Consider the following 20,089-nt stretch of genomic DNA (forward strand, 5'->3'; position numbering starts at 1 on the left):
CTGGACGGCCGGTCTCCCGGAAGGCAATCCGCATGAGCGTCAAGGTCCGCATCCCCACCATCCTCCGCACGTACACCGGCGGCCAGGCCGAGGTCGTCGCCGAGGGCGGCACCCTCGCCGAGGTCATCGCCGACCTGGAGAAGAACCACACCGGCATCGCGGCCCGCGTCCTGGACGACCAGGGCAAGCTGCGCCGCTTCGTGAACGTGTACGTCAACGACGACGACGTGCGCTTCGAGCAGGGCCTGGAGACCGCCACGCCGGACGGCGCCGGCGTCTCGATCATTCCGGCCGTCGCCGGCGGCTGACAGCCCTCCGACGGCGCCCGTCCTGCGCCACGATCGCACCCTTGATTACCCCCTCCGGGCCAGAAGCGGAGGGGGTAATTCCATGCGGTTGAGCGCGGTACAGTTGGGGTAGTCCCCTTCGCTGCTCATGCCAAGTGCATATGAGGACGCGACAAGATGCGGACAAAAAGTGAAACCTTTTGTGGCGTAAGTGCCCTTTGCCCGGCCCGACTTGCCCGGGAACCTGCGAAAATCTGCCCATTCGGGCGTTCGGTCACGCACAGATTTCTCGTCCGATTGCCCTGTTGCAGAGGGCAGTTGGGCAGATACATTCAGCCGCGGTCGACGCGTTCCGGCGCAAGGTCTGACCCCGGGTCCCGCGAAGTGCGGGTCCGTGCAAGGGCCAGTAATAGGGGAGTTAGGGATGGCTCAGGGCACCGTCAAGTGGTTCAACGCGGAGAAGGGGTACGGCTTCATCGCGGTCGACGGTGGTGCGGATGTTTTCGTCCACTACAGCGCGATTCAGATGGACGGTTACCGCACCCTTGAAGAAGGTCAGCGAGTGGAGTTCGAGATCTCGCAGGGCCAGAAGGGTCCGCAGGCGGACATGGTCAAGCTCGCCGTCTGATTCTCGGCGCGATCGGCCACCGACGCACTCACGCCGAGAGGCCCGTACCCCACACCGGGGTACGGGCCTCTCGTGCGTCCGCCTCGCGCCGCCCGGATCATCCGGAGGCGCTTGCACTCGTGGGGGTCGAGTGCTAATCATTGGCATTAGCACTCTCCCAGTGAGAGTGACAGAAAGACCGGGTTGGCGAGGCCCGCAGGCCGGGTGGGGCAAGGAACCACCAGGCAGGCAGGCCGTCCGTCGCGGGCGCCGCCAGGTCTGACGCATCCCACCCTGTCCGGGAGGACCACTTCACATGGCCAAGATCATCGCGTTCGACGAGGAGGCACGGCGCGGTCTCGAGCGCGGGATGAACCAGCTCGCCGACGCCGTCAAGGTCACCCTCGGCCCGAAGGGCCGCAACGTCGTCCTCGAGAAGAAGTGGGGCGCCCCCACGATCACCAACGATGGTGTTTCCATCGCCAAGGAGATCGAGCTCGAGGACCCGTACGAGAAGATCGGCGCCGAGCTGGTCAAGGAAGTCGCCAAGAAGACGGACGACGTCGCCGGTGACGGTACGACCACCGCGACCGTCCTCGCCCAGGCGCTGGTCCGCGAGGGCCTGCGCAACGTCGCAGCCGGTGCCAACCCGATGGCCCTGAAGCGCGGCATCGAGAAGGCCGTCGAGGCCGTCTCCGCTGCCCTGCTCGAGCAGGCCAAGGACGTGGAGACCAAGGAGCAGATCGCTTCGACCGCCTCCATCTCCGCCGCCGACACGCAGATCGGCGAGCTCATCGCCGAGGCGATGGACAAGGTCGGCAAGGAAGGCGTCATCACGGTCGAGGAGGCCCAGACCTTCGGTCTGGAGCTGGAGCTCACCGAGGGCATGCGCTTCGACAAGGGCTACATCTCGGCGTACTTCGCCACCGACATGGAGCGTATGGAGGCGTCGCTCGACGACCCGTACATCCTGATCGTCAACTCCAAGATCGGCAGCGTCAAGGACCTCATTCCGCTGCTCGAGAAGGTCATGCAGTCCGGCAAGCCGCTGCTGATCATCGCCGAGGACGTCGAGGGCGAGGCGCTCTCCACCCTGGTCGTCAACAAGATCAAGGGCACCTTCAAGTCCGTCGCCGTCAAGGCCCCGGGCTTCGGTGACCGCCGCAAGGCCATGCTCGGTGACATCGCCATCCTCACGGGCGGCACGGTCATCTCCGAGGAGGTCGGCCTCAAGCTCGAGAGCGCCGGTCTGGACCTGCTCGGCCGCGCCCGCAAGGTCGTCATCACCAAGGACGAGACCACGATCGTCGACGGCGCCGGTGAGAGCGACCAGGTTCAGGGTCGCGTCAACCAGATCCGTGCCGAGATCGAGAACTCCGACTCGGACTACGACCGCGAGAAGCTCCAGGAGCGCCTCGCGAAGCTGGCCGGCGGCGTGGCCGTCATCAAGGCCGGCGCGGCGACCGAGGTCGAGCTCAAGGAGCGCAAGCACCGCATCGAGGACGCCGTTCGCAACGCGAAGGCGGCCGTCGAGGAGGGCATCGTCGCCGGTGGTGGCGTGGCGCTCATCCAGGCCTCCTCGGTCTTCGAGAAGCTCGAGCTCGAGGGTGACGAGGCGACCGGCGCCAACGCCGTGAAGCTCGCGCTGGAGGCCCCGCTGAAGCAGATCGCCGTCAACGGTGGTCTCGAAGGCGGAGTCATCGTCGAGAAGGTCCGCAACCTGCCCATCGGTCACGGCCTCAACGCCGCGACCGGCGAGTACGTCGACATGATCGCCGAGGGCATCATCGACCCGGCCAAGGTCACGCGCTCCGCGCTGCAGAACGCCGCGTCGATCGCCGCGCTGTTCCTCACCACCGAGGCCGTCATCGCCGACAAGCCGGAGAAGGCCGCCGCCGGCGGCGCCCCGGGCGGCATGCCGGGCGGTGACATGGACTTCTGAGCCCCGGCTCGGTAGTTCCACAGCTGTACGGCTGCACAGCATTACGGCTCACGGCCGAGGGCGGTGCCCCTTCTCCCAGGGGGTGCCGCCCTCGGGCGTTTCGGCGCGGCGCGTTCAGCCGAGTGCGTCCGCCAGCAGTCCGGCGGCCGCGGCCACCAGCGGGTAATCCGCTGTGGACGAGGCGTCCTGGTGTGTGGTGAGGACGGCAAGCACGATCGGCGTGCCGTCCGGGGTCCAGGTGACGCCCACGTCGTTGTTGGTGCCGTAGTCGCCGCTGCCGGTCTTGTCCGCGATCGTCCAGTCGGCGGGGAGTCCGGCGCGGCAACTCTGCCCGTTGGTGGCGCTGTTCCGCATCCAGGTGGTCAGCCGGTCCCGGTCCGGCCGGTTCAGGACGCGACCGACGACGAGACGGGCACATGTCGTCGCGATGGCGCGTGGACTGGTGGTGTCCTCCACGCGCCACGGCTCGGCCGAGTTCAGCTCGGTCTCCCACCGGTCCAGCCGGGTGGTCGGGTCGCCCACCGACCGGGCGAACCGGGTGACGGCTGTGGGGCCGCCGAGCTCTCGGAGCAGCAGGTTCGCCGCGGTGTTGTCGCTGATGGAGACGGCGGCCGCGCAGAGTTCCGCCACCGTCATGCCGCCCGCCAGATGCTCGGGGGTGCCGGTCACCGGGGAGTGGGCGACCAGGTCGGCCTCGGTGTAATGGATGCGCTCGGCAAGGCACTCGCCGTGCCGGTCGAGGTCCCGCAGGACGGCGGCAGCGGCGAGCGTCTTCCAGACCGAGCACATCGGGAAGCGTTCGTCGGCACGGCGCACGACGGTCTCGCCCGTGCGCAGGTTGCGGCCGAACACCCCCAGGCGGGCGTGGTGCTCCTGTTCGAGGTCGCTCAACCGCCGGTCGACGGCACGGAAACGGGCCGGGGCCGCGGACGCCGTCGCGTCCAGGGGGAGGGCGGCGAGCGCTGTTCCCGCGCCGAGGGCGAGAACCGTACGACGGGCAGGTCGTCGAACCTCTCGTGCGTACAGGACAGGACCTCCTGCGATGGGACGGCGGACACACCGTCCCGCATGATGTCACTCACGGCTGGAAGGGCATCGTCGCGCAGTTGGAGGCGGTCGGTTCGCCCGCCAGGCGGTCGGTCAGCCAGGAGATGGCGGAGCCCTGGTCGGCGATGGCCGGTGTGAGGTGGTTGATCAGCGTCCGGTCGCCGAGGTTGGGCAGCCGTAGCGGCTTGTAGGTGACGTTCGCGCCCTTGTCGCACCAGTCCACGGCGAGTTGCCGTACCTGTGAGTGCACCACGATGTCGTCCGCCACGCCGGTCGCCACCCGCACCGGGCCGGACGGCTTCAGCTTGCCGATGCGCTGTGCGTCCAGGACGGCTTGGACCTCGGGGGCGGCCGCGATGACCTCGGAGATGGGCTTGCCGCTGGTCGTCCACGACGAGCTCTTCTTGAAGCCGTAGCCGAGGACCGCGTCGCCGACGCACATGGTGGACAGATCTGCGAGTGCGGCCTTGCCCGCAGCGTTGATCTGCGAATCGGCGAAGTCGGCCAGGGCCGGGTCGGACTGGAGGAAACCGTTGATCGACCAGCCGAGTGCGCCGGCCAGGCCGCTGCCGTCGATGCCCTTCATGACGGTGGTCAGATCGGCGGGCGGCGCACCGGCGTAGGTGCCGGACAGGGGGACGTCGGGCGCGTAGGACGACTGGAGTTCGGCGGCCGCGGCGGTCGCCCCGCCGCCCTCGCTGTAGCCGTAGAGGCCGACGCGGGAGTCCGGACCGATCGACGCGCCGGGCACGGTGTGTGCCGCGCGGGCGGCATCGAGGACGGCATGCGCTTCGTCGACGCGGTTGACGTAGGTGTGCAGCCGGTCGGTCGCGCCGAGACCGGCGTAGTCGGTGAGGGCCACGGCCACGCCCTTGGCGAGCAACCGGTAGATCGCCAGGTCCTCGTAACCGAGGGACACCGTCCCGGTGTTGATCTGCAGCGGGTGCTGCAGCGCCAGCGAGGGCGCGCACTGGTCGCCCTGCCCCATCGTGCCCGACGCGAAGGCCACCAACGGTCGCGGTCCGTCGCCGGACCAGGCTGTCGACGGCTCGATGTACGCGCCGGTCACGGCCACCGGCTTGCCGTTGGAGTCGGTGGACTTGTACATCAGCCGGGTCGCCCTGCCCGGCAGCGGGCCCTCGAGCCCCGGCAGGCTCAGATCGAGCGGCAGCGGCTCGGTGCGGATCAGTGTGCCGTTGGCGGCGGGCAGTTCGGCGGGCGGGTTGTAGAACGACGGGATGGTGACCCCTCGGGACACCTCGTTGTCCGGTCCGGAGGCGGCGACCGCCGGTACCGCGTAAGCGCCGAGACAGGCGGCGGTGGCCATGGCAGTGGCCACCAGACGTTTTTTCGCATGCATGAGGGACTCCACGGTGAGACCTGTGATGCGGGTATCCGGAACTTACTGACTGGTCAGTAAGAAGACAAGGGGTCGTACCGTGGTGTGCACGTACAGGTGGAGGTGTCGCCGTTTCAGCGGGCCACGGAGTGGGTCAGTGGGCGTAGTCCTTGAGCTTCCCGGACATGGCGGGGCGCACCCGCGTTCCACAGCGGGTGCGCCCTCTTCCCCGGACCGCGCGGCCGTGCGGTGTCAGACGCCCGCCGGTTCCTGGGCCGGGCCACCCGGAGCGCGGTCGTCGTTCGGTGCCGGGGCCGGTCCGGCGGTACCGGTGGCGGCCGCCGCAGGGTCGACGTTGAACTCCGCAAGGAGCGTCTTGCTGAAGCCGAAGAAGTACGTGGCGACGAAGCCGGCGAGGTAACCGACCAGCAGCCCGCCCGCGTAGATCGCGAGTGAGGTGCCCAGGCCGTGGTCGCCCTTGAGCAGGGGGAACAGGGCCCAGCCCGATGGGCCGATGGCGGTGGAGCCCATCGAGTCGCCGAGCTGGTTGAAGAGACCGATGAAGCCGCCGCCGAAGGCACCGCCGACGCAGGCGGTGACGAACGGGCGGCCGATGGGCAGCGAGACGCCGTAGATCAGGGGTTCGCCGACGCCGAGGAAGCCGGCGGGGAGTGCGGACCTGATGGTCTTGCGGATCGACTTGTTGTGCGGAAGGCGCAGGTAGACCGCCACCGCCGAGCCGACCTGGCCGGCGCCCGCCATTGCCAGGATGGGGAGCAGCACGGTGTAGCCCTGCTGCTCGATCAGGGTGGTGTGGATGGGGATCAGCGCCTGGTGCAGACCCAGCATCACCATCGGCAGGAACAAGCCGCCGAGGATGAAACCGGCCCCCGCGCCACCGTGGGCGAGCAGCCACGTGGCGAAGTCGCCGATGGCGGTGGAGATCTCGCCGGCCACGTACATCAGCCCGAAGAGCGTGATCAGGCCGGAGACCAGGACGGTGAGGGCGGGGGTGAGCAGGACGTCCAGGGACTCCGGCATGAACCTGCGGCACCACTTCTCGACGTACACCGCGAGTACCGCCGCACCGAGCGCACCCAGTACACCGCCCTGGCCGGGGGAGAGTTTCTCGCCGAAGGCGGAGACGTTCGCGACGCCCGGATAGACGATGATCGCGGCGACCGCACCGCCCAGGATGGGCGTCCCGCCGAACTCCTTCGCCGTGTTGTAGCCGACGAAGACGGCGATCAGCGCCATGAACGCGGAGGCGATCGCGGCGAGCGCGGGCGTGACGCCGGTCAGCCATCCCGCGTTGACCAGCAGCCCGTTGACGCCGGCGATGATGCCGCAGCCGATCAGGGCGGGGATCAGCGGGACGAAGATGTTCGCGATCTTCCGGAGGAAGAGCTTGACGGGCGTGGCGTTCTTCGCCTTGCGTTCGGCGCGCATCGCCGCGCCCCGGTCGGCGAGGCCCTCGGCGGTGGCGGCCGCCGGGGCCGCGGCGGAGGGCGGGGCGGCGGTGCTTGCGGCGGCGGGGCCCGCCGGGGCGGCGGCCCGGTCCTCGGCCACCAGGGCCTCGAACTCCGGGGTGACCCGGGCGACGGTGCCCGGACCCAGCACGATCTGGTAGGTCTCGTCGTCGACCACACCCATGACGGCGGGCAGTGCCTTCAGCGTCTCGTCCTGCACCAGCGAGCGGTCGGCCAGGCCGAGTCGCAGTCGGGTCATGCAGTGGGCGACGGAGGTGACGTTCTGCGCGCCGCCTACGAGAGGCAGGATCGCGGCAGCGGTGGCGCGGTTCTTGTCTTCGGAAGTGCTCATGGTGCGTGGTGCCTTTGGTTCGGGTGGGGCGGGAGGTACCGGTTCAACTGGTGCGGGCGGTGGTGCGCAGCGCTGCGCGCAGGTGGCCGTCGGTCTCGTCGAGCAGGCGCACGGCGGTGCGTGCGTCGACGCCGCCCAGGATGATGAGGATGGCGGTCTTCACCTCGCCCTCTGCGGCGGTGAGCGCGGCCTCGATCTCCGCGTCATCGGCTCCGGTGGCCAGCTCCACGATGCGGCGGGACCGGGCGCGCAGCTTCTCGTTCGAGGCCCGGACGTCGACCATGAGGTTCCCGTAGGTCTTGCCGAGCCGGATCATGGTGATCGTGGAGAGCATGTTGAGCACCAGCTTCTGGGCGGTGCCCGCCTTCAGCCGGGTCGAGCCGGTGAGCAGCTCGGGGCCGACGACGACCTCGATGCCGTGTTCTGCGGCCGATCCGAGTGCGCTGTCGGCGTTGCAGGACAGGCCGATGGTGAGGGCGCCGAGGCCACGGGCGTGTTCGACCGCACCGATCGCGTAAGGGGTGCGGCCGGAGGCGGAGATGCCGACGACGGTGTCGTCCGCGGTGAGGCGCAGTGCGTCCAGGTCGTCGGCGGCCAGCTTCTTGGAGTCCTCGGCGCCTTCGACCGCCGTGACCATGGCGGACGGGCCGCCCGCGATCAGGCCGAGGACCTCCGACGGGTCGGTGTTGAACGTGGGCGGGCACTCGCTGGCGTCCAGCACGCCCATCCGGCCGGCGGTCCCCGCGCCCGCATAGACGAGCCGGCCGCCACGGGACATCCGGGCCGCTATGGCGTCGATGGCGGCGGCGATCTGCGGGAGCCGGGCGGCGACGGCGGTGGGGACGGTGGCGTCCTCGCCGTTCATCAGCCGGGCGATCTCCTCGGTGGGCAGCTGGTCGATCTCGGCGAGCTCGGGCCGGAATGCCTCGGTGGTGAGGGTGTCCAGCTGGGCGCGCAGCGCTCCGTAGTTGTCCGAGGCGGAGGCAGTGGAGGTCATGATCTGTGCGGCTCTTTCTGGTTCAGCGGGACCGGGTCAGCGGCTGGTGCGGGGGGCGTGGCGGTGGGCCAGCGCCTCGTACGACGCGGAGAGGGCCGGGGCCGCCTTGTCGTACGTCCGCTGCATCACGCCGATGAACAGGCAGTCCACGACGAGCAGCTGGCTGGTCCTGGATGACATCGCGGCCGGCCGCAGCTCGCTCTCACGGGCCGTGGACGTGGTGAGTATGTGGTCGGCGTACTGCGAGACCCGGCCGTCGGGACGGCCGGTGATCGCGATGGTGGTCGCGCCGTGCTCGAAGGCGGTGTGCAGCGGCTCGATGACGTCTCCGGTGGCGCCCGAGTGGGTGATCGCTATCGCCACGTCGCCGGAGCGGAGTTGCACGGCGTTGGTGACGGCGAGGTGCGGGTCGGCGTGGGCGTGCGCGATCAGCCCGATGCGCAGCAGCTTCTGGGCCAGGTCCTGACCGACCAGGGATGAGGCGCCGACGCCGTAGATGTCGATACGGCGGGCGGTGGACAGCGCGGACACCGCTGCACCGAGCTGGACGGTGTCCAGGGCGGCCGCGGTGTCGGCGAGGGTCTGCTGTTCGTCATAGGCCAGCTTGCTGACCACATCGGCGATGGGGTCGTCGACCGCGATGTCGGCGGTGACCGAAGGGGCCCGGCCGGACTGCTGCTGGGCGGCGAGCCCGGCCAGCGCGAGCCGCAGGTCGCGGTAGCCCGGATAGCCGAGGATGCGGGCCGTCCGGACCACGGTGGCCTCGCTGGTGCCGGTGAGCTCGGCCAGACCGGTGACCGTGAGGGCGGCGCAGCCGGCCGGATCGCCCGCCACCGCCTCCGCGACCAGCTGCATCGAGCGGGTCATGGACGGCGCAAGAGTGCGCACCTTGGCGGAGAGGGCCGCGGGGGCGGGCGGCGCCGTGGGGGTCGGGACGCCGGTGAAAATTTCCTTCACGTTGTTGGTCACACCTGAAAGATATTTTCGGACCCGTGGGTCGTCAACCCCTTCCGGCCCGGACGGACGGAGGTCATCCGGCCGGGCGACAATCCGGCCGGGCGACAATGGAGCCATGGAACCCGTATCGCCCCTGGAACAGTCCCTGCACATGGCGCGGGCGCTGGTGCTCGCCGATCTCGCCGCGCGGGACGTCGCGCAGGCCGATGTCGTATCCCTGGTCGAGGACGCGGTGACGCATCGGCGGTGGTGGGTCGAGCAGTGGCCGCCCGGCGCGGAGTTCGTGGCGGGCCTGGTCGCGCAGGATGTCCAGGACGCCCTCCTGGAAAAGTACGGCCGCTGGCCGCTGTGCCCGGTCTGTACCGATCCGCACGCCCTGGAGGTGGAGCCCGAGCTGGGCCCGGACCCGCACTGGGTGTGTGTGAAGGAGGCCGTGATCGTGGCTCCGGTCGGGAAGCTGTCATGACGCTCTACATCGACCCGCCGACCTGGCCGGGCCACGGGCGCATGTGGTCGCACCTGGTCAGCGACGTTTCCTATGAGGAGCTGCACGCCTTCGCCGAATCCATCGGCTGCCCGCCGCGGGCGTTCGAACGCGACCATTACGACGTGCCGTCGCACCGGTACGCGGACGCGGTGGCGGCGGGGGCGGTCGAGGTCGGCTCGAAGGAGATCGTGAGCCGGCTCACGTCGGCCGGTCTGCGCCGGCCGAAGGGCCGTCCCGCGTAATCGCCCCGGCGGCGTCAGCCGGGAAACGAGTTGCCCGCCCCGGCGGTGTCAGACGCTGTCCGCCGCGACCGGCTCGGGGGCGAGGTCCGTCGACCGGGCGACCACCCGGGACTGCGATCGGTGCAGCCGCAGCGACACCGTCACCGCCCCGATCGCCACCACCGCCATCGCCGCGCCCGCCCAGGCCGTGGACGCGAAGCCGAAGCCCGCGCTGATCACCGCGCCGCCCAGCCAGGGGCCGCCCGCGTTGCCCAGGTTGAAGGCGGCCGTGGTGGTCGCGCCGGCCAGTGTCGGGGCGGCGCCCGCGACGTTGAATATCCGGGCGTTGAGGGCCGGGGCGGTGTAGAACGCCGAGGTGCCCAGCAGGAACGAGAGGAGCACCGCCGCGACCGGACTGTGCGCCAGCAGGGCCAGGGCGACCAGGAAGAGCGTCGAGGCGGCGATGCCGGTGAGCAGCACGCCGAAGAGATGCGCGTCCGCGACCCGGCCGCCGATGATCGTACCGATCAGGGCGCCGACCCCGAAGAGCGCGAGGACCGTCGGGACCCAGCCGTCGGCCAGGCCGGCGACGTCCGTCAGCAGGGGGGCCAGGTAGCTGAACGCGCAGAAGACGGCGCCCCCGGCCAGCGCGGTGACGACGATGGAGAGCCAGACCTGGCGGTCCCGGTAGATGGTCAGCTCGGTGCGCAGGCGCGGTTTCGCGTCGGGGAGCGGGATGCGCGGGATCAGCGTCGCCACCCCCACCAGGGCGATCGCGGAGGCGGCGCCGACCGCCCAGAAAGCCGAGCGCCAGCCGAGGTTCTCGCCGAGGAAGGCACCGGCGGGGACGCCGAGGACGTTGGCTATCGAAAGCCCGCCGATCATGACGGCCATGGCCCGCGCGCGGGCGTTCACCGGCACCATCGCGATGGCCACCGCGGCGCCGACCGCCCAGAAACCGGCGCAGGCGAGGGCGCTGATCACCCGGGAGGCGAAGAGCAGCGCGTAGTCGGGTGCCAGCGCACCGGCCACCTGGCCGAGGCCGAACACCGTGATCAGGCCGATCAGCGTGGTGCGCCGGGGGAGCCGCAGGGTCGCCACCGCCAGCAGTGGGGCGCCGACCACCATGCCGATCGCGAACGCCGAGATCAGCAGGCCGGCCCGCGGGATGGACACATGCATGTCGTCGGCGATGTCGGGCAGCAATCCGGAGAGCATGAATTCACTGGTGCCCAGTGCGAACACCGCGAGCCCGAGAACGTGGACGGCGAGTGGCATGCGGGTACGGGTGGCGTTGTCGGGCATGCCAGCGGCAACACGGTGCGGGACGGTGACATTCCCGCCGACATTCCCGCGCGGGCGGGTGGTGAATGCGGGCGCTGTGCATGCGACGGGGGAGTACGGGGAGAAAACAGGGCATGACGGTGAGCACTGACGCCCAGGAGGCGGACGGCGGGCCGACGAAGGGCGCGTACGTCATCGACACCCGGTGCGGCGAGATCGGCGAGGTCGTGCGGCGCAGCGGCGCGATGCTGCGGCTGCGGCCGCCCGCGGGCGGCCGGGGGTGGGACTGCCCGGCCGACGCGGTACGCACGGCCACCCCCCGCGAGCAGCTCGACGCCCGCACCGCGCTCGCCAACGCCCGCAGCCGCGGGGACGTCTGCCGCTGAGCGGCGCGGAACGGCCTGAGCGTCGGGCGTCAGACGGTGAGCAGTTCCAGTTCCGTCGCCAGGTTCTGCCGGGCGGCGGTCTCCCACCGGTCCGCTCCGTAGGGCGTACGGAACAGTCTCGGCAACCCGAGCAGCTGACGCAGCACCGTGGCGCGGCCCGTACGGAACGCCTGGTCGGGGACGAAGGAGTACTCGTCGCGGATCGAGGCGGCATACGCGGCGTAGTCGGCGGGGCTGCTCGCCAGGATCGCCAGATCGGCGTCGCACAGCACCTCACCGTTGGTGTCGCCGGGCTGCGGATCGTGGCTCACGGTCAGCCTGACCAGCCGGGCGACCTCGGCCGTACGCGCGCCGGGCACCGCTGCCTCGGTGAGCGCGCGCTCCGCCAGCTGCGCGCTGCGCTCCTCGTTCTCGGAACGGTCGGGCCGGTAGACCGCGTCGTGGAACCAGGCCGCGAGCCGGACCGCTTCGGGGTCGGCCGCGTGCCCGGCGAGGGTGTCGACGTGGTCGAGGACCGCGGTCAGATGGGCTGTGGTGTGGTAGCGGCGCTGCGGCTCGGCCCACCGGGCGAGCAGTTGTTCCGCGTACGGGACCGGGTCGGGGCCGCCGGCTCCCTCGCGGGCGGCGGTGAGCGTGTGACGCCAGCGGGAGGTGAGGTCTTCGGGCATGGGGCTATTGTGCGCGGCGGCCGGTACCGGATGCGATGCCCTTTCCCTGGCCGGGAAGCCCGTTCTTCGGCCGGGAAGCCCGTTCATTGGCAGGGCAGGCTGCGGTGACGGGAGGCCGGGCCTTAGGGTGTGCATTGGACTAGACCTGTAGCCCTCGAAGATAGGGATCTGATGAGCAACCGCGCAGTTCTGGAGGTGATCGCGCTCTCCCCTCAGGACGCGATCGCCGCCCAGGCCGGAGGGGCCGACCGCCTTGAGCTGGTCACCGATATGGCGGCTGACGGGCTGACACCGCCGCCTGAGACGTTCGGGGCGATCCGCGCGGCCGTCGACATCCCGCTGCGCGTGATGCTGCGTCTGTCCGACGGGTTCGCCGCCGGGGACATCGACGAGCTGCTCGCGTCGGCGCGGGTGCTGCGCGCGGAGGGTGCGGAGGAGTTCGTCCTCGGTTTCCTGGACGCCGGCGGCGGCCCCGACCTGGTCGCCATCGAGCGGATCATCACGGAGATCAAGGGCTGTCGGTGGACGTTCCACCGAGCCATCGACCGGGCCGCCGACCGCGAAGCGCTCCGGAAGGAACTCGCCGGCCTGCCCGGCCTGGACACCTACCTCACCGCCGGCGCGGCGTCCGGCGTCTCGGAGGGGCTGCCCACGCTGGAGGCGGAGGCCGCGCGAGCCGGAGAACCGGGCTACGAGGCGCAGATCATGGTGGGCGGTGCGTTGCGGCTGGAACACCTGCCCCGGCTGCTCGCGGCCGGCATCGACGCGGTGCACATCGGCGGGGCGGCCCGGCCCCGCGGATGGGCCGGGCCGGTCGACGCCCGCGTGGTGGGCGAGTGGCGCACGGCACTCGACACCTGACGCATCGAGCGCCCGCCGGGCGCGCAGGGTGGGGCGCCCGGCGTCAGACCGGCGGGTTGCCGTGCTTGCGCTCCGGCAGCGTCACATCTTTCGCCCGCAGCATCGCCAACGACCGGATCAGCACCATCCGCGTCTCGGCCGGGTCGATGACGTCGTCGACCAGACCCCGCTCGGCGGCGTAGGAGGGATTCATCAGCTCGGTATCACGATGTACGCGCCCGCCTGCAGCGCCTGCCGCAGTTCCCGCGGACCGCCGCCCCGGCCGCGTCCGCGGAGATACGGCGTCAGGCCGTGCCGTCCGGCGATCCGGACGCCAACCAGAGCCACCATGGCGGCCAGCAGGCCCACGCCGACCATCAGCGAGAGCAGCAGCGGACCGCGGTCCGGGTTCTGCAGCCGCGGCCCGATCAGCGACCCCGAGACGGCGATCCCGATGATCCCCGCGAGCGCCACCCGGAGTGGCCCGGCGGCCATCCCGAGCAACCGCCGCCCCAGCAGCGCGGGCAGCACGATCACGACAAAGGCCCCGCCGAGTGTGCCCAAGGTCCACATGTTCCGAGCGTACAAAACCGGCCCTGGCCTGCGCGGAGTTGCCGATCGGCACCCGACCGCCGCTCGACCGTCGCACCAGCGGGACTCGAGTGCGGCTCCAGCCGGTCCCGGTCGTCAGCCGAGTTGCTCCGGCAACGGCGCCCGGTGCGTGACGATCAGCCCGGAAACGGCCCGGGTGAGCGCGACGTACAGCCGGCGCAGCCCGGTCCGCTCGTCGGGCTCGCCGTCGACCACCGCGGCCGGCTCGTCCAGTACCACGTAGTCGTACTCCAGGCCCTTGGCCAGCGAGGCCGGGACCAGGGTCAGCCGGGCCTCCGCGCTGGTCTCCTGGCCCGGGTCCAGGTACGCGAGCCCCGCCGCTTCGAGCGCGGCGGCCAGCGCGGGAATCCTCGCGTCGGCCGCGATCAGCCCGGTCGAGCCCTCGTGGCGCAGCGAGTCCCGGCAGGCGGTGACGGCCGCGGCGTCCAGATCGTCGGTGGCCCGGACGTCCAGCGAGCCCGGGTTCTCCCGCACCGACGAGACCGGGGCGAGCCCGGGCGACATGTGCGGCAGCAGCCGTGAGGCGTAGGCGATGACCTCGCGCGGCACCCGGAAGCCGGCCGTCAGCTCCTCCACCAGTGCGTCGCCCTTGCCGAGGTGCCGCAGTGCCTCGTCCCAACTCGCGGTGGCCCAGGGCGTGGTGCCCTGCGCCAGGTCGCCGAGCACGGTGGCCGATCCGGTGGTGCAGCGGCGGCCCACCGCGCGGTACTGCATCGGCGACAGGTCCTGCGCCTCGTCGAGCACCACATGGCCGAGCGAGTGGGTGCGGGCCACCAGGTCACCGGCCTCGTCGATCAGTACCGCGTCCGCCGCCGACCACTTGGCGGACTTCACGGACCGGGCCGGTTTCACCCACAGGATGGTCTTCTGCTCGTCCTCGCTGAGGATCCCCGCCGCGTGGGTGGCGAGGAACTCCGCGTCGGACAGCAGCCGCAGCACCAGTTTCGCCGGATCGACCACTGGCCAGACCGCCTTGACCACGGCCTTCACCGCGGGATTACGGGCCACCGCGTCCTGCACCCGGTCGTCGGGCGCCTCGCCGGCCTGCTCCATCCGGACCAGCACGGCGTGCGCGATGCGCTGGGGGAGGGCGTCGTGGGCGGCTCCGTAGCGGATGTCCCGGTTCAGCAACTCCTCGGCGATCTCCTGCAGTTCGTACGCCGGGACGCGCCAGCGGCGCGAACCGCGGACCACCACGGCCGGTTCGGTCGGCATGCTCACATGCGACCGCAGCGCCCGGCGCAGCACTTCGGCCATCCGCGCGTCGCCCTTGATGATCGCGGCGGCGGCCTCGTCCGTGCCCCGGACCTCCACACCCGCCACGAGGTCGTCGACCGTCGCCTGCTTGACCTCCAGCTCGCCGAGCGCGGGCAGCACCTGCTCGATGTAGTGCAGGAAGGATTTGTTCGGCCCGATGACCAGGGTTCCGGTACGGGCCAGCCGGTCGCGGTGGGCGTAGAGGAGGTACGCCACCCGGTGCAGCCCCACGGCGGTCTTCCCGGTGCCGGGGCCGCCCTGCACGCAGACCGTCCCGCCGAGTTCCGACCGTACGATCTCGTCCTGCTCGGGCTGGATCGTCGCCACGATGTCCCGCATCGGCCCGACACGCGGCCGCTCGATCTCCGTCTGCAGCAGCTTGCTGGTCCGGGCGGTTTCGCCGGGGTCGGTGAGGTGCTCGTCCTCGTACGCGGTGAGCTCGCCGCCGGTGTAACCGAACCGGCGCCGCAACCCGACGTCCAGCGGGTTCTTCGAGGACGCCCGGTAGAAGGGCTGGGAGACGGGGGCCCGCCAGTCGATGACCATCGGGTCGCCGTCCCCGTCGTGCACATGCCGCCGCCCGATGTAGAACCTCTCCCCCTCGGCGCCCTCCGCCAGGTCGGCGCCCGGGGCGTGCAGGTAGTCGAGCCGGCCGAAGAAGAGGGGGGTGTGCGAGAGGTCGGCGAGGGCCTTGATCCGGTCGTTGATCTGGCCCTGCAGCACGGCCGCGTTGACCCAGTTCGCGGTGACGTCGCGGATGTCGAGTCCTTCCGCGTCCTCCCGCATGGCGCGCAGCGCGGCACGGGACGCGGTGAGATGGGCGCGCTCCCGGGTGAGCGGGTTGTCCTGGGTGGCCATGTCCTGCGGGTTCTGCGCGTGCGTGGGCACGGTGTTGCCTCCGGCGGGGGTGCGGGTGGTCATGGCGCGGTGGGGAGCGGTGATTGTAGTGCGGTGGTGTGTGCTCGGGCGAACGGTTTTGTCCCCGCTCCTCCCGTAGCCTCCGGCCGCGGGGGTCTTGTCCCCCCGGACAGGGGCGGCCGGATCCGGGCGGGGGGAGGATTTTCAGCCAAATCTCTGATGTGACCCTGTCAATTCGTGTCTCGGAATGTCAGTCTTCCCCCGGCCGTCACACAACTCGCACAGTCGCTTCACGTCGCGAACGACTGTTCGTCTGCTGTCCGTGGCCGCCAGACGCAGCACGCAGCGGGACGCCGGGCCGCCGGTCCGGGCTCCCGCACCGTTCTGACCGGACGGCCACCCCGCCGCCCGGTTGTCGATGACCGTGTGACCCATGGTCAGGCAGAAGGAGCCAAGTGTTGAGTACGTCTCACAGACACCCCTTCCACGTCCCCACCGGCGGCCGCAGGCGCGCTGCTGCTACCGGAGCCCTCGTGGCCGTTGCCGCGATGCTCTCCGTAGCGGTGCAGACGGGAGCGGCCTCCGCGGACTCGAACGCGGCCGCCGCACACCAGAGGCCCATACCGCTGGTCGGCAAGGTCGACACGGGTGCTCTGCCCGCGAAGCTCACCCCCTCCCAGCGCGCCGAGCTGATACGTGACGCCAACGCCACCAAGGCGGACACGGCCAAGGACCTCGGCCTGGGCGCCAAGGAGAAGCTGGTCGTCAAGGATGTCGTCCAGGACCGCGACGGCACCGCGCACACCCGGTATGAGCGCACCTACGACGGCCTTCCGGTCCTCGGCGGCGACCTGGTGGTGGACACCGCCAAGTCCGGAAAGACCAACGGGGTCACCCGCGCGGTCAGCACCAAGCTGCGGAACGTCGACACCACGGCCACGGTGAAGCCGGCGGCGGCCGAGAAGAAGGCGCTGAGCCTGGCCGCCGACGCCGGTTCGAAGAAGACCACCGCCGACCGGGCCCCCCGCAAGGTGGTCTGGATGGCCCAGGGCAAGCCCACCCTCGCCTACGAGACCGTGGTCGGCGGCCTCCAGGACGACGGCACCCCGAACCAGCTGCACGTCGTCACCGACGCCGCCACCGGCAAGAAGATCTACCAGTGGCAGGCCATCGAGAACGCCACCGGCACCGGCAACACCCGGTACAGCGGCACGGTCTCGCTGAGCACCTCCGGTTCCGGCTCGTCGTACTCGCTCAACGACACGGTCCGCGGCGGCCACAAGACGTACAACCTCAACCACGGGACGTCCGGCACCGGCAGCCTCTTCACGGACTCCGACAACGTCTGGGGCGACGGCACCAACAGCAACACCCAGACCGCGGCCGCCGACGCCCACTACGGCGCCGCCGAGACGTGGGACTTCTACAAGAACACCTTCGGCCGCAACGGCATCCGCGGTGACGGTGTCGCCGCCTACTCCCGGGTGCACTACGGCAACAGCTACGTCAACGCCTTCTGGGACGACAGCTGCTTCTGCATGACCTACGGCGACGGCTCCGGCAACAACGACCCGCTGACCGCCCTGGACGTGGCCGGCCACGAGATGTCGCACGGCGTCACCGCCGCCACCGCGGGGCTCAACTACAGCGGCGAGTCCGGCGGCCTCAACGAGGCCACGTCGGACATCTTCGGCACCGGTGTGGAGTGGTACGCCAACAACTCGTCCGACAAGGGCGACTACCTCATCGGCGAGAAGATCGACATCAACGGCGACGGCACCCCGCTGCGCTACATGGACCAGCCCAGCAAGGACGGCGGCTCGGCCGATTACTGGTCCTCCGGCGTCGGCAACGAGGACGTCCACTACTCCTCGGGTGTCGCCAACCACTTCTTCTACCTGCTCTCCGAGGGCAGCGGCTCCAAGGTCATCAACGGCGTCTCCTACAACTCGCCGACCTCCGACGGGCTCCCGGTCACCGGCATAGGCCGGGACAAGGCGCTGCAGATCTGGTACAAGGCGCTGACCGAGCAGTTCACGTCGACCACGAACTACGCGTCCGCCCGCACCGGCACCCTCGCCGCCGCGGCCGCGCTCTACGGCTCCAGCTCGGCCGAGTACAAGGGCGTCGAGAACGCCTGGGCCGGCGTCAACGTCGGTTCGAGGGACGGCGGCGGCGACCCGGGCGACCCCGGAGACCCCGGTAACGGCACCTTCGAGAACAGCAACAACGTGAACATCCCGGACGGGTACGGCTCAGCCGCATCGAACATCAGCGTGACCGGTATCAGCGGCGCGGCCCCGAGCAACCTGCAGGTGTCGGTCGACATCCGGCACACCTACCGCGGCGACCTCGTCGTGGACCTGGTGGCACCGAACGGCGCGTACGCCAGGCTGAAGGACTCGAGCCCCACCGACTCGGCGGACAACGTCACCGGGACGTGGACGGTCGACGCCTCATCGGTGGCCGCTGCCGGCACCTGGAAACTGCGCGTGCAGGACGTCTACACCGGAGACACCGGCTACATCAACGACTGGAAGCTGGTCTTCCCGTAAGCGCCGGCCGGTGACCACGACCAGCGCATGATCTGAGGCGCCGCCCCGGGATGACTGATCACCCCGGGGCGGCGCTCCCGGTCGCCCCGCGGCCGAGTACGGCGAGTACGGCGACCGAGGCCGGAAGTTCCGCGCTTACGCCGCCGTCTCGTCGCCCGACCCCGTCAGCAGATCGTCCGCGTCCACGATCCGGTACGCGTAACCCTGCTCCGCCAGGAACCGCTGGCGGTGCGCCGCGAAGTCCTGGTCGATGGTGTCCCGGGCGACCACCGAGTAGAAGCGGGCCTCGTGTCCGTCCGCCTTGGGCCGCAGCACCCGGCCCAGCCGCTGCGCCTCCTCCTGGCGCGATCCGAACGTGCCGGAGACCTGGATGGCGACCGTCGCCTCCGGCAGGTCGATCGAGAAGTTCGCGACCTTCGAGACGACGAGCACACTGATCTCGCCCTCCCGGAACGCCCCGAACAGCTTCTCGCGCTGCACGTTCGACGTCTCGCCCTTGATCACCGGAGCGTCCAGATGCTCGCCCAGCTCGTCGAGCTGGTCGATGTACTGGCCGATGACGAGGGTCTGCTCACCCCGGTGCTTGCGGACCAGTGCCTCGGTGACCTTCCGCTTCGTCGCGGTCGTCGCGCAGAAGCGGTACTTCTCGTCGGCCTCGGCCGTCGCGTAGGCCAGCCGCTCGGTGTCGGTGAGGTTGACCCGGACCTCGACGCAGTCGGCGGGCGCGATGTAACCCTGCGCCTCGATCTCCTTCCACGGCGCGTCGAACCGCTTGGGCCCGATCAGCGAGAAGACGTCCGACTCGCGGCCGTCCTCCCGGACCAGCGTCGCGGTCAGACCGAGCCGGCGCCTGGCCTGCAGGTCGGCGGTGAACTTGAAGACCGGCGCGGGCAGCAGGTGGACCTCGTCGTAGACGACCAGGCCCCAGTCGCGGGAGTCGAAGAGCTCCAGATGCGGGTAGATGCCCTTCCTGCGGGTCGTCAGCACCTGGTAGGTGGCGATGGTGACCGGACGGATCTCCTTCTTGGTACCGCTGTACTCACCGATCTCGTCCTCGGTGAGGGACGTCCGGTTCACCAGCTCGTGCTTCCACTGCCGGGCGGAGACCGTGTTGGTGACCAGGATCAGCGTGGTCGCCTTGGCCTCCGCCATCGCGGCGGCGCCGACCAGTGTCTTTCCCGCACCGCAGGGCAGGACGACGACACCCGATCCGCCGTGCCAGAAGTTCTCGACGGCCTGCTTCTGGTACGGGCGCAGCGTCCAGCCGTCCTCCGCCAGGTCGATCTGGTGGGCCTCCCCGTCGACGTAACCGGCCAGGTCCTCGGCGGGCCAGCCCAGCTTCAGCAGGGTCTGCTTGATCTGGCCGCGCTCCGAGGGGTGCACCGAGACGGTGTCCGGGTCGAGACGGGCGCCGACCAGCGGGGCGATCTTCTTGGAGCGGAGGATCTCCTCCAGCACCGGGCGGTCGGTCGAGGTGAGGACGAGACCGTGCACCGGGTGCTTGGAGAGCGTGAGCCGCCCGTAGCGGGCCATCGTCTCGGCGACGTCCACCAGAAGGGCGTGCGGGACCGGATACCGGGAGAACTCGACCAGCGCGTCGACGACCTGCTCGGCGTCATGGCCCGCCGCACGGGCGTTCCACAGGCCGAGCGGGGTCAGCCGGTAGGTGTGGATGTGCTCGGGCGCACGCTCCAGCTCGGCGAACGGCGCGATGGCACGACGGCAGGCGTCCGCCTGGTCGTGATCCACCTCCAGGAGGAGCGTTTTGTCGCTCTGGACGATGAGTGGTCCGTTCACGCGTGGAGTCCTTCCCGTGACAGCCAAACCTCCAGTGTGCCGCATGACGGCGGCGGACGGCGCGGTGCGGAAGGTCCGCGGCCGCTGCGTGCGGCCGACTGCCGCGCCGGGGCGGGGGTAGACGCGG

At 70.6% G+C, this 20,089-nt stretch carries 18 protein-coding genes and 1 pseudogene; 8 read left to right on the top strand and 11 right to left on the bottom strand.

Annotated elements, in window-relative coordinates; translation table 11 throughout:
- Window positions 1-32: 32 nt before the first annotated feature.
- From AB0436_RS27560 to groL, 3 genes are all read left to right on the top strand, one after another.
- A complete protein-coding gene (locus AB0436_RS27560) occupies window positions 33-308 on the top strand; it encodes a MoaD/ThiS family protein (RefSeq protein ID WP_365856975.1) in 276 nt (91 codons plus the stop codon).
- Between the two features lie 403 nt (window positions 309-711).
- The gene (locus AB0436_RS27565) at window positions 712-915 is read left to right on the top strand and encodes a cold-shock protein (RefSeq protein ID WP_005315736.1); all 204 of its coding nucleotides are present in this window, start codon (window positions 712-714) and stop codon (window positions 913-915) included.
- 295 nt (window positions 916-1,210) lie between these two features.
- Window positions 1,211-2,836 carry a chaperonin GroEL gene (gene groL, locus AB0436_RS27570; RefSeq protein WP_366470648.1) on the top strand — a complete coding sequence of 542 codons (1,626 nt, stop codon included), beginning with the start codon at window positions 1,211-1,213 and terminating at the stop codon, window positions 2,834-2,836.
- Between the two features lie 114 nt (window positions 2,837-2,950).
- Here the strand turns inward: groL and bla are convergent, their stop codons facing one another.
- The 5 genes from bla to AB0436_RS27595 form a co-directional block, all read right to left on the bottom strand.
- The gene (gene bla, locus AB0436_RS27575; RefSeq protein WP_366470735.1) at window positions 2,951-3,862 is read right to left on the bottom strand and encodes a class A beta-lactamase; all 912 of its coding nucleotides are present in this window, start codon (window positions 3,860-3,862) and stop codon (window positions 2,951-2,953) included.
- Between the two features lie 52 nt (window positions 3,863-3,914).
- Window positions 3,915-5,243 carry a lipase family protein gene (locus AB0436_RS27580; protein WP_366470649.1) on the bottom strand — a complete coding sequence of 443 codons (1,329 nt, stop codon included), beginning with the start codon at window positions 5,241-5,243 and terminating at the stop codon, window positions 3,915-3,917.
- Between the two features lie 231 nt (window positions 5,244-5,474).
- Entirely contained in the window at window positions 5,475-7,043 is a 1,569-nt protein-coding gene (locus tag AB0436_RS27585) for a PTS transporter subunit EIIC (RefSeq protein WP_366470650.1), read from the bottom strand.
- Between the two features lie 43 nt (window positions 7,044-7,086).
- Entirely contained in the window at window positions 7,087-8,040 is a 954-nt protein-coding gene (gene murQ / locus AB0436_RS27590) for an N-acetylmuramic acid 6-phosphate etherase (RefSeq protein ID WP_366470651.1), read from the bottom strand.
- Between the two features lie 36 nt (window positions 8,041-8,076).
- The gene (locus tag AB0436_RS27595) at window positions 8,077-9,009 is read right to left on the bottom strand and encodes a MurR/RpiR family transcriptional regulator (protein WP_366470652.1); all 933 of its coding nucleotides are present in this window, start codon (window positions 9,007-9,009) and stop codon (window positions 8,077-8,079) included.
- 103 nt (window positions 9,010-9,112) lie between these two features.
- On the opposite strand from AB0436_RS27595, the gene AB0436_RS27600 reads away from it, so the two are divergent.
- Together AB0436_RS27600 and AB0436_RS27605 are read left to right on the top strand one after the other, a co-directional pair.
- A complete protein-coding gene (locus tag AB0436_RS27600; RefSeq protein ID WP_366470653.1) occupies window positions 9,113-9,463 on the top strand; it encodes a hypothetical protein in 351 nt (116 codons plus the stop codon).
- Window positions 9,460-9,726, top strand: coding sequence for a DUF4031 domain-containing protein (locus AB0436_RS27605; RefSeq protein ID WP_366470654.1), 267 nt, complete (start codon window positions 9,460-9,462; stop codon window positions 9,724-9,726). Before AB0436_RS27600 ends, AB0436_RS27605 begins: the two co-directional genes overlap by 4 nt.
- A gap of 48 nt (window positions 9,727-9,774) precedes the next feature.
- On the opposite strand, the gene AB0436_RS27610 is transcribed toward AB0436_RS27605, so the two are convergent.
- Window positions 9,775-10,983, bottom strand: a complete 1,209-nt coding sequence (locus AB0436_RS27610) for a Cmx/CmrA family chloramphenicol efflux MFS transporter (protein ID WP_366470736.1) — start codon at window positions 10,981-10,983, stop codon at window positions 9,775-9,777.
- A 140-nt stretch (window positions 10,984-11,123) separates the two neighbouring features.
- Between AB0436_RS27610 and AB0436_RS27615 the strand changes: the two genes are divergently transcribed.
- Window positions 11,124-11,375, top strand: a complete 252-nt coding sequence (locus AB0436_RS27615) for a hypothetical protein (protein ID WP_366470655.1) — start codon at window positions 11,124-11,126, stop codon at window positions 11,373-11,375.
- 29 nt (window positions 11,376-11,404) lie between these two features.
- Here the strand turns inward: AB0436_RS27615 and AB0436_RS27620 are convergent, their stop codons facing one another.
- On the bottom strand, window positions 11,405-12,043 hold the full coding sequence (locus tag AB0436_RS27620) for a hypothetical protein (RefSeq protein WP_366470656.1): 639 nt from the start codon (window positions 12,041-12,043) through the stop codon (window positions 11,405-11,407).
- Window positions 12,044-12,214: 171 nt separating this feature from the next.
- Between AB0436_RS27620 and AB0436_RS27625 the strand changes: the two genes are divergently transcribed.
- Complete coding sequence (locus AB0436_RS27625; protein ID WP_366470657.1) at window positions 12,215-12,904, top strand: copper homeostasis protein CutC; 690 nt, start codon at window positions 12,215-12,217, stop codon at window positions 12,902-12,904.
- A 43-nt stretch (window positions 12,905-12,947) separates the two neighbouring features.
- Here AB0436_RS27625 and AB0436_RS27630 read toward each other — a convergent pair.
- The 3 genes and pseudogenes from AB0436_RS27630 to AB0436_RS27640 all read right to left on the bottom strand — a co-directional run.
- Window positions 12,948-13,106: pseudogene (locus AB0436_RS27630) on the bottom strand (carboxyl transferase domain-containing protein); the annotation flags it as partial.
- A complete protein-coding gene (locus tag AB0436_RS27635) occupies window positions 13,097-13,456 on the bottom strand; it encodes a hypothetical protein (protein ID WP_366470744.1) in 360 nt (119 codons plus the stop codon). The gene AB0436_RS27635 and the pseudogene AB0436_RS27630, both read right to left, overlap by 10 nt.
- Window positions 13,457-13,570: 114 nt before the next feature.
- A complete protein-coding gene (locus AB0436_RS27640) occupies window positions 13,571-15,610 on the bottom strand; it encodes a UvrD-helicase domain-containing protein (protein WP_366470737.1) in 2,040 nt (679 codons plus the stop codon).
- 548 nt (window positions 15,611-16,158) lie between these two features.
- On the opposite strand from AB0436_RS27640, the gene AB0436_RS27645 reads away from it, so the two are divergent.
- Window positions 16,159-18,165 carry a M4 family metallopeptidase gene (locus AB0436_RS27645; RefSeq protein WP_366470738.1) on the top strand — a complete coding sequence of 669 codons (2,007 nt, stop codon included), beginning with the start codon at window positions 16,159-16,161 and terminating at the stop codon, window positions 18,163-18,165.
- Between the two features lie 135 nt (window positions 18,166-18,300).
- On the opposite strand, the gene AB0436_RS27650 is transcribed toward AB0436_RS27645, so the two are convergent.
- On the bottom strand, window positions 18,301-19,962 hold the full coding sequence (locus AB0436_RS27650; RefSeq protein ID WP_366470658.1) for a DNA repair helicase XPB: 1,662 nt from the start codon (window positions 19,960-19,962) through the stop codon (window positions 18,301-18,303).
- Window positions 19,963-20,089: the final 127 nt, after the last annotated feature.

Source organism: Streptomyces sp. NPDC051322, assembly GCF_040689485.1.
Taxonomy (GTDB): domain Bacteria; phylum Actinomycetota; class Actinomycetes; order Streptomycetales; family Streptomycetaceae; genus Streptomyces.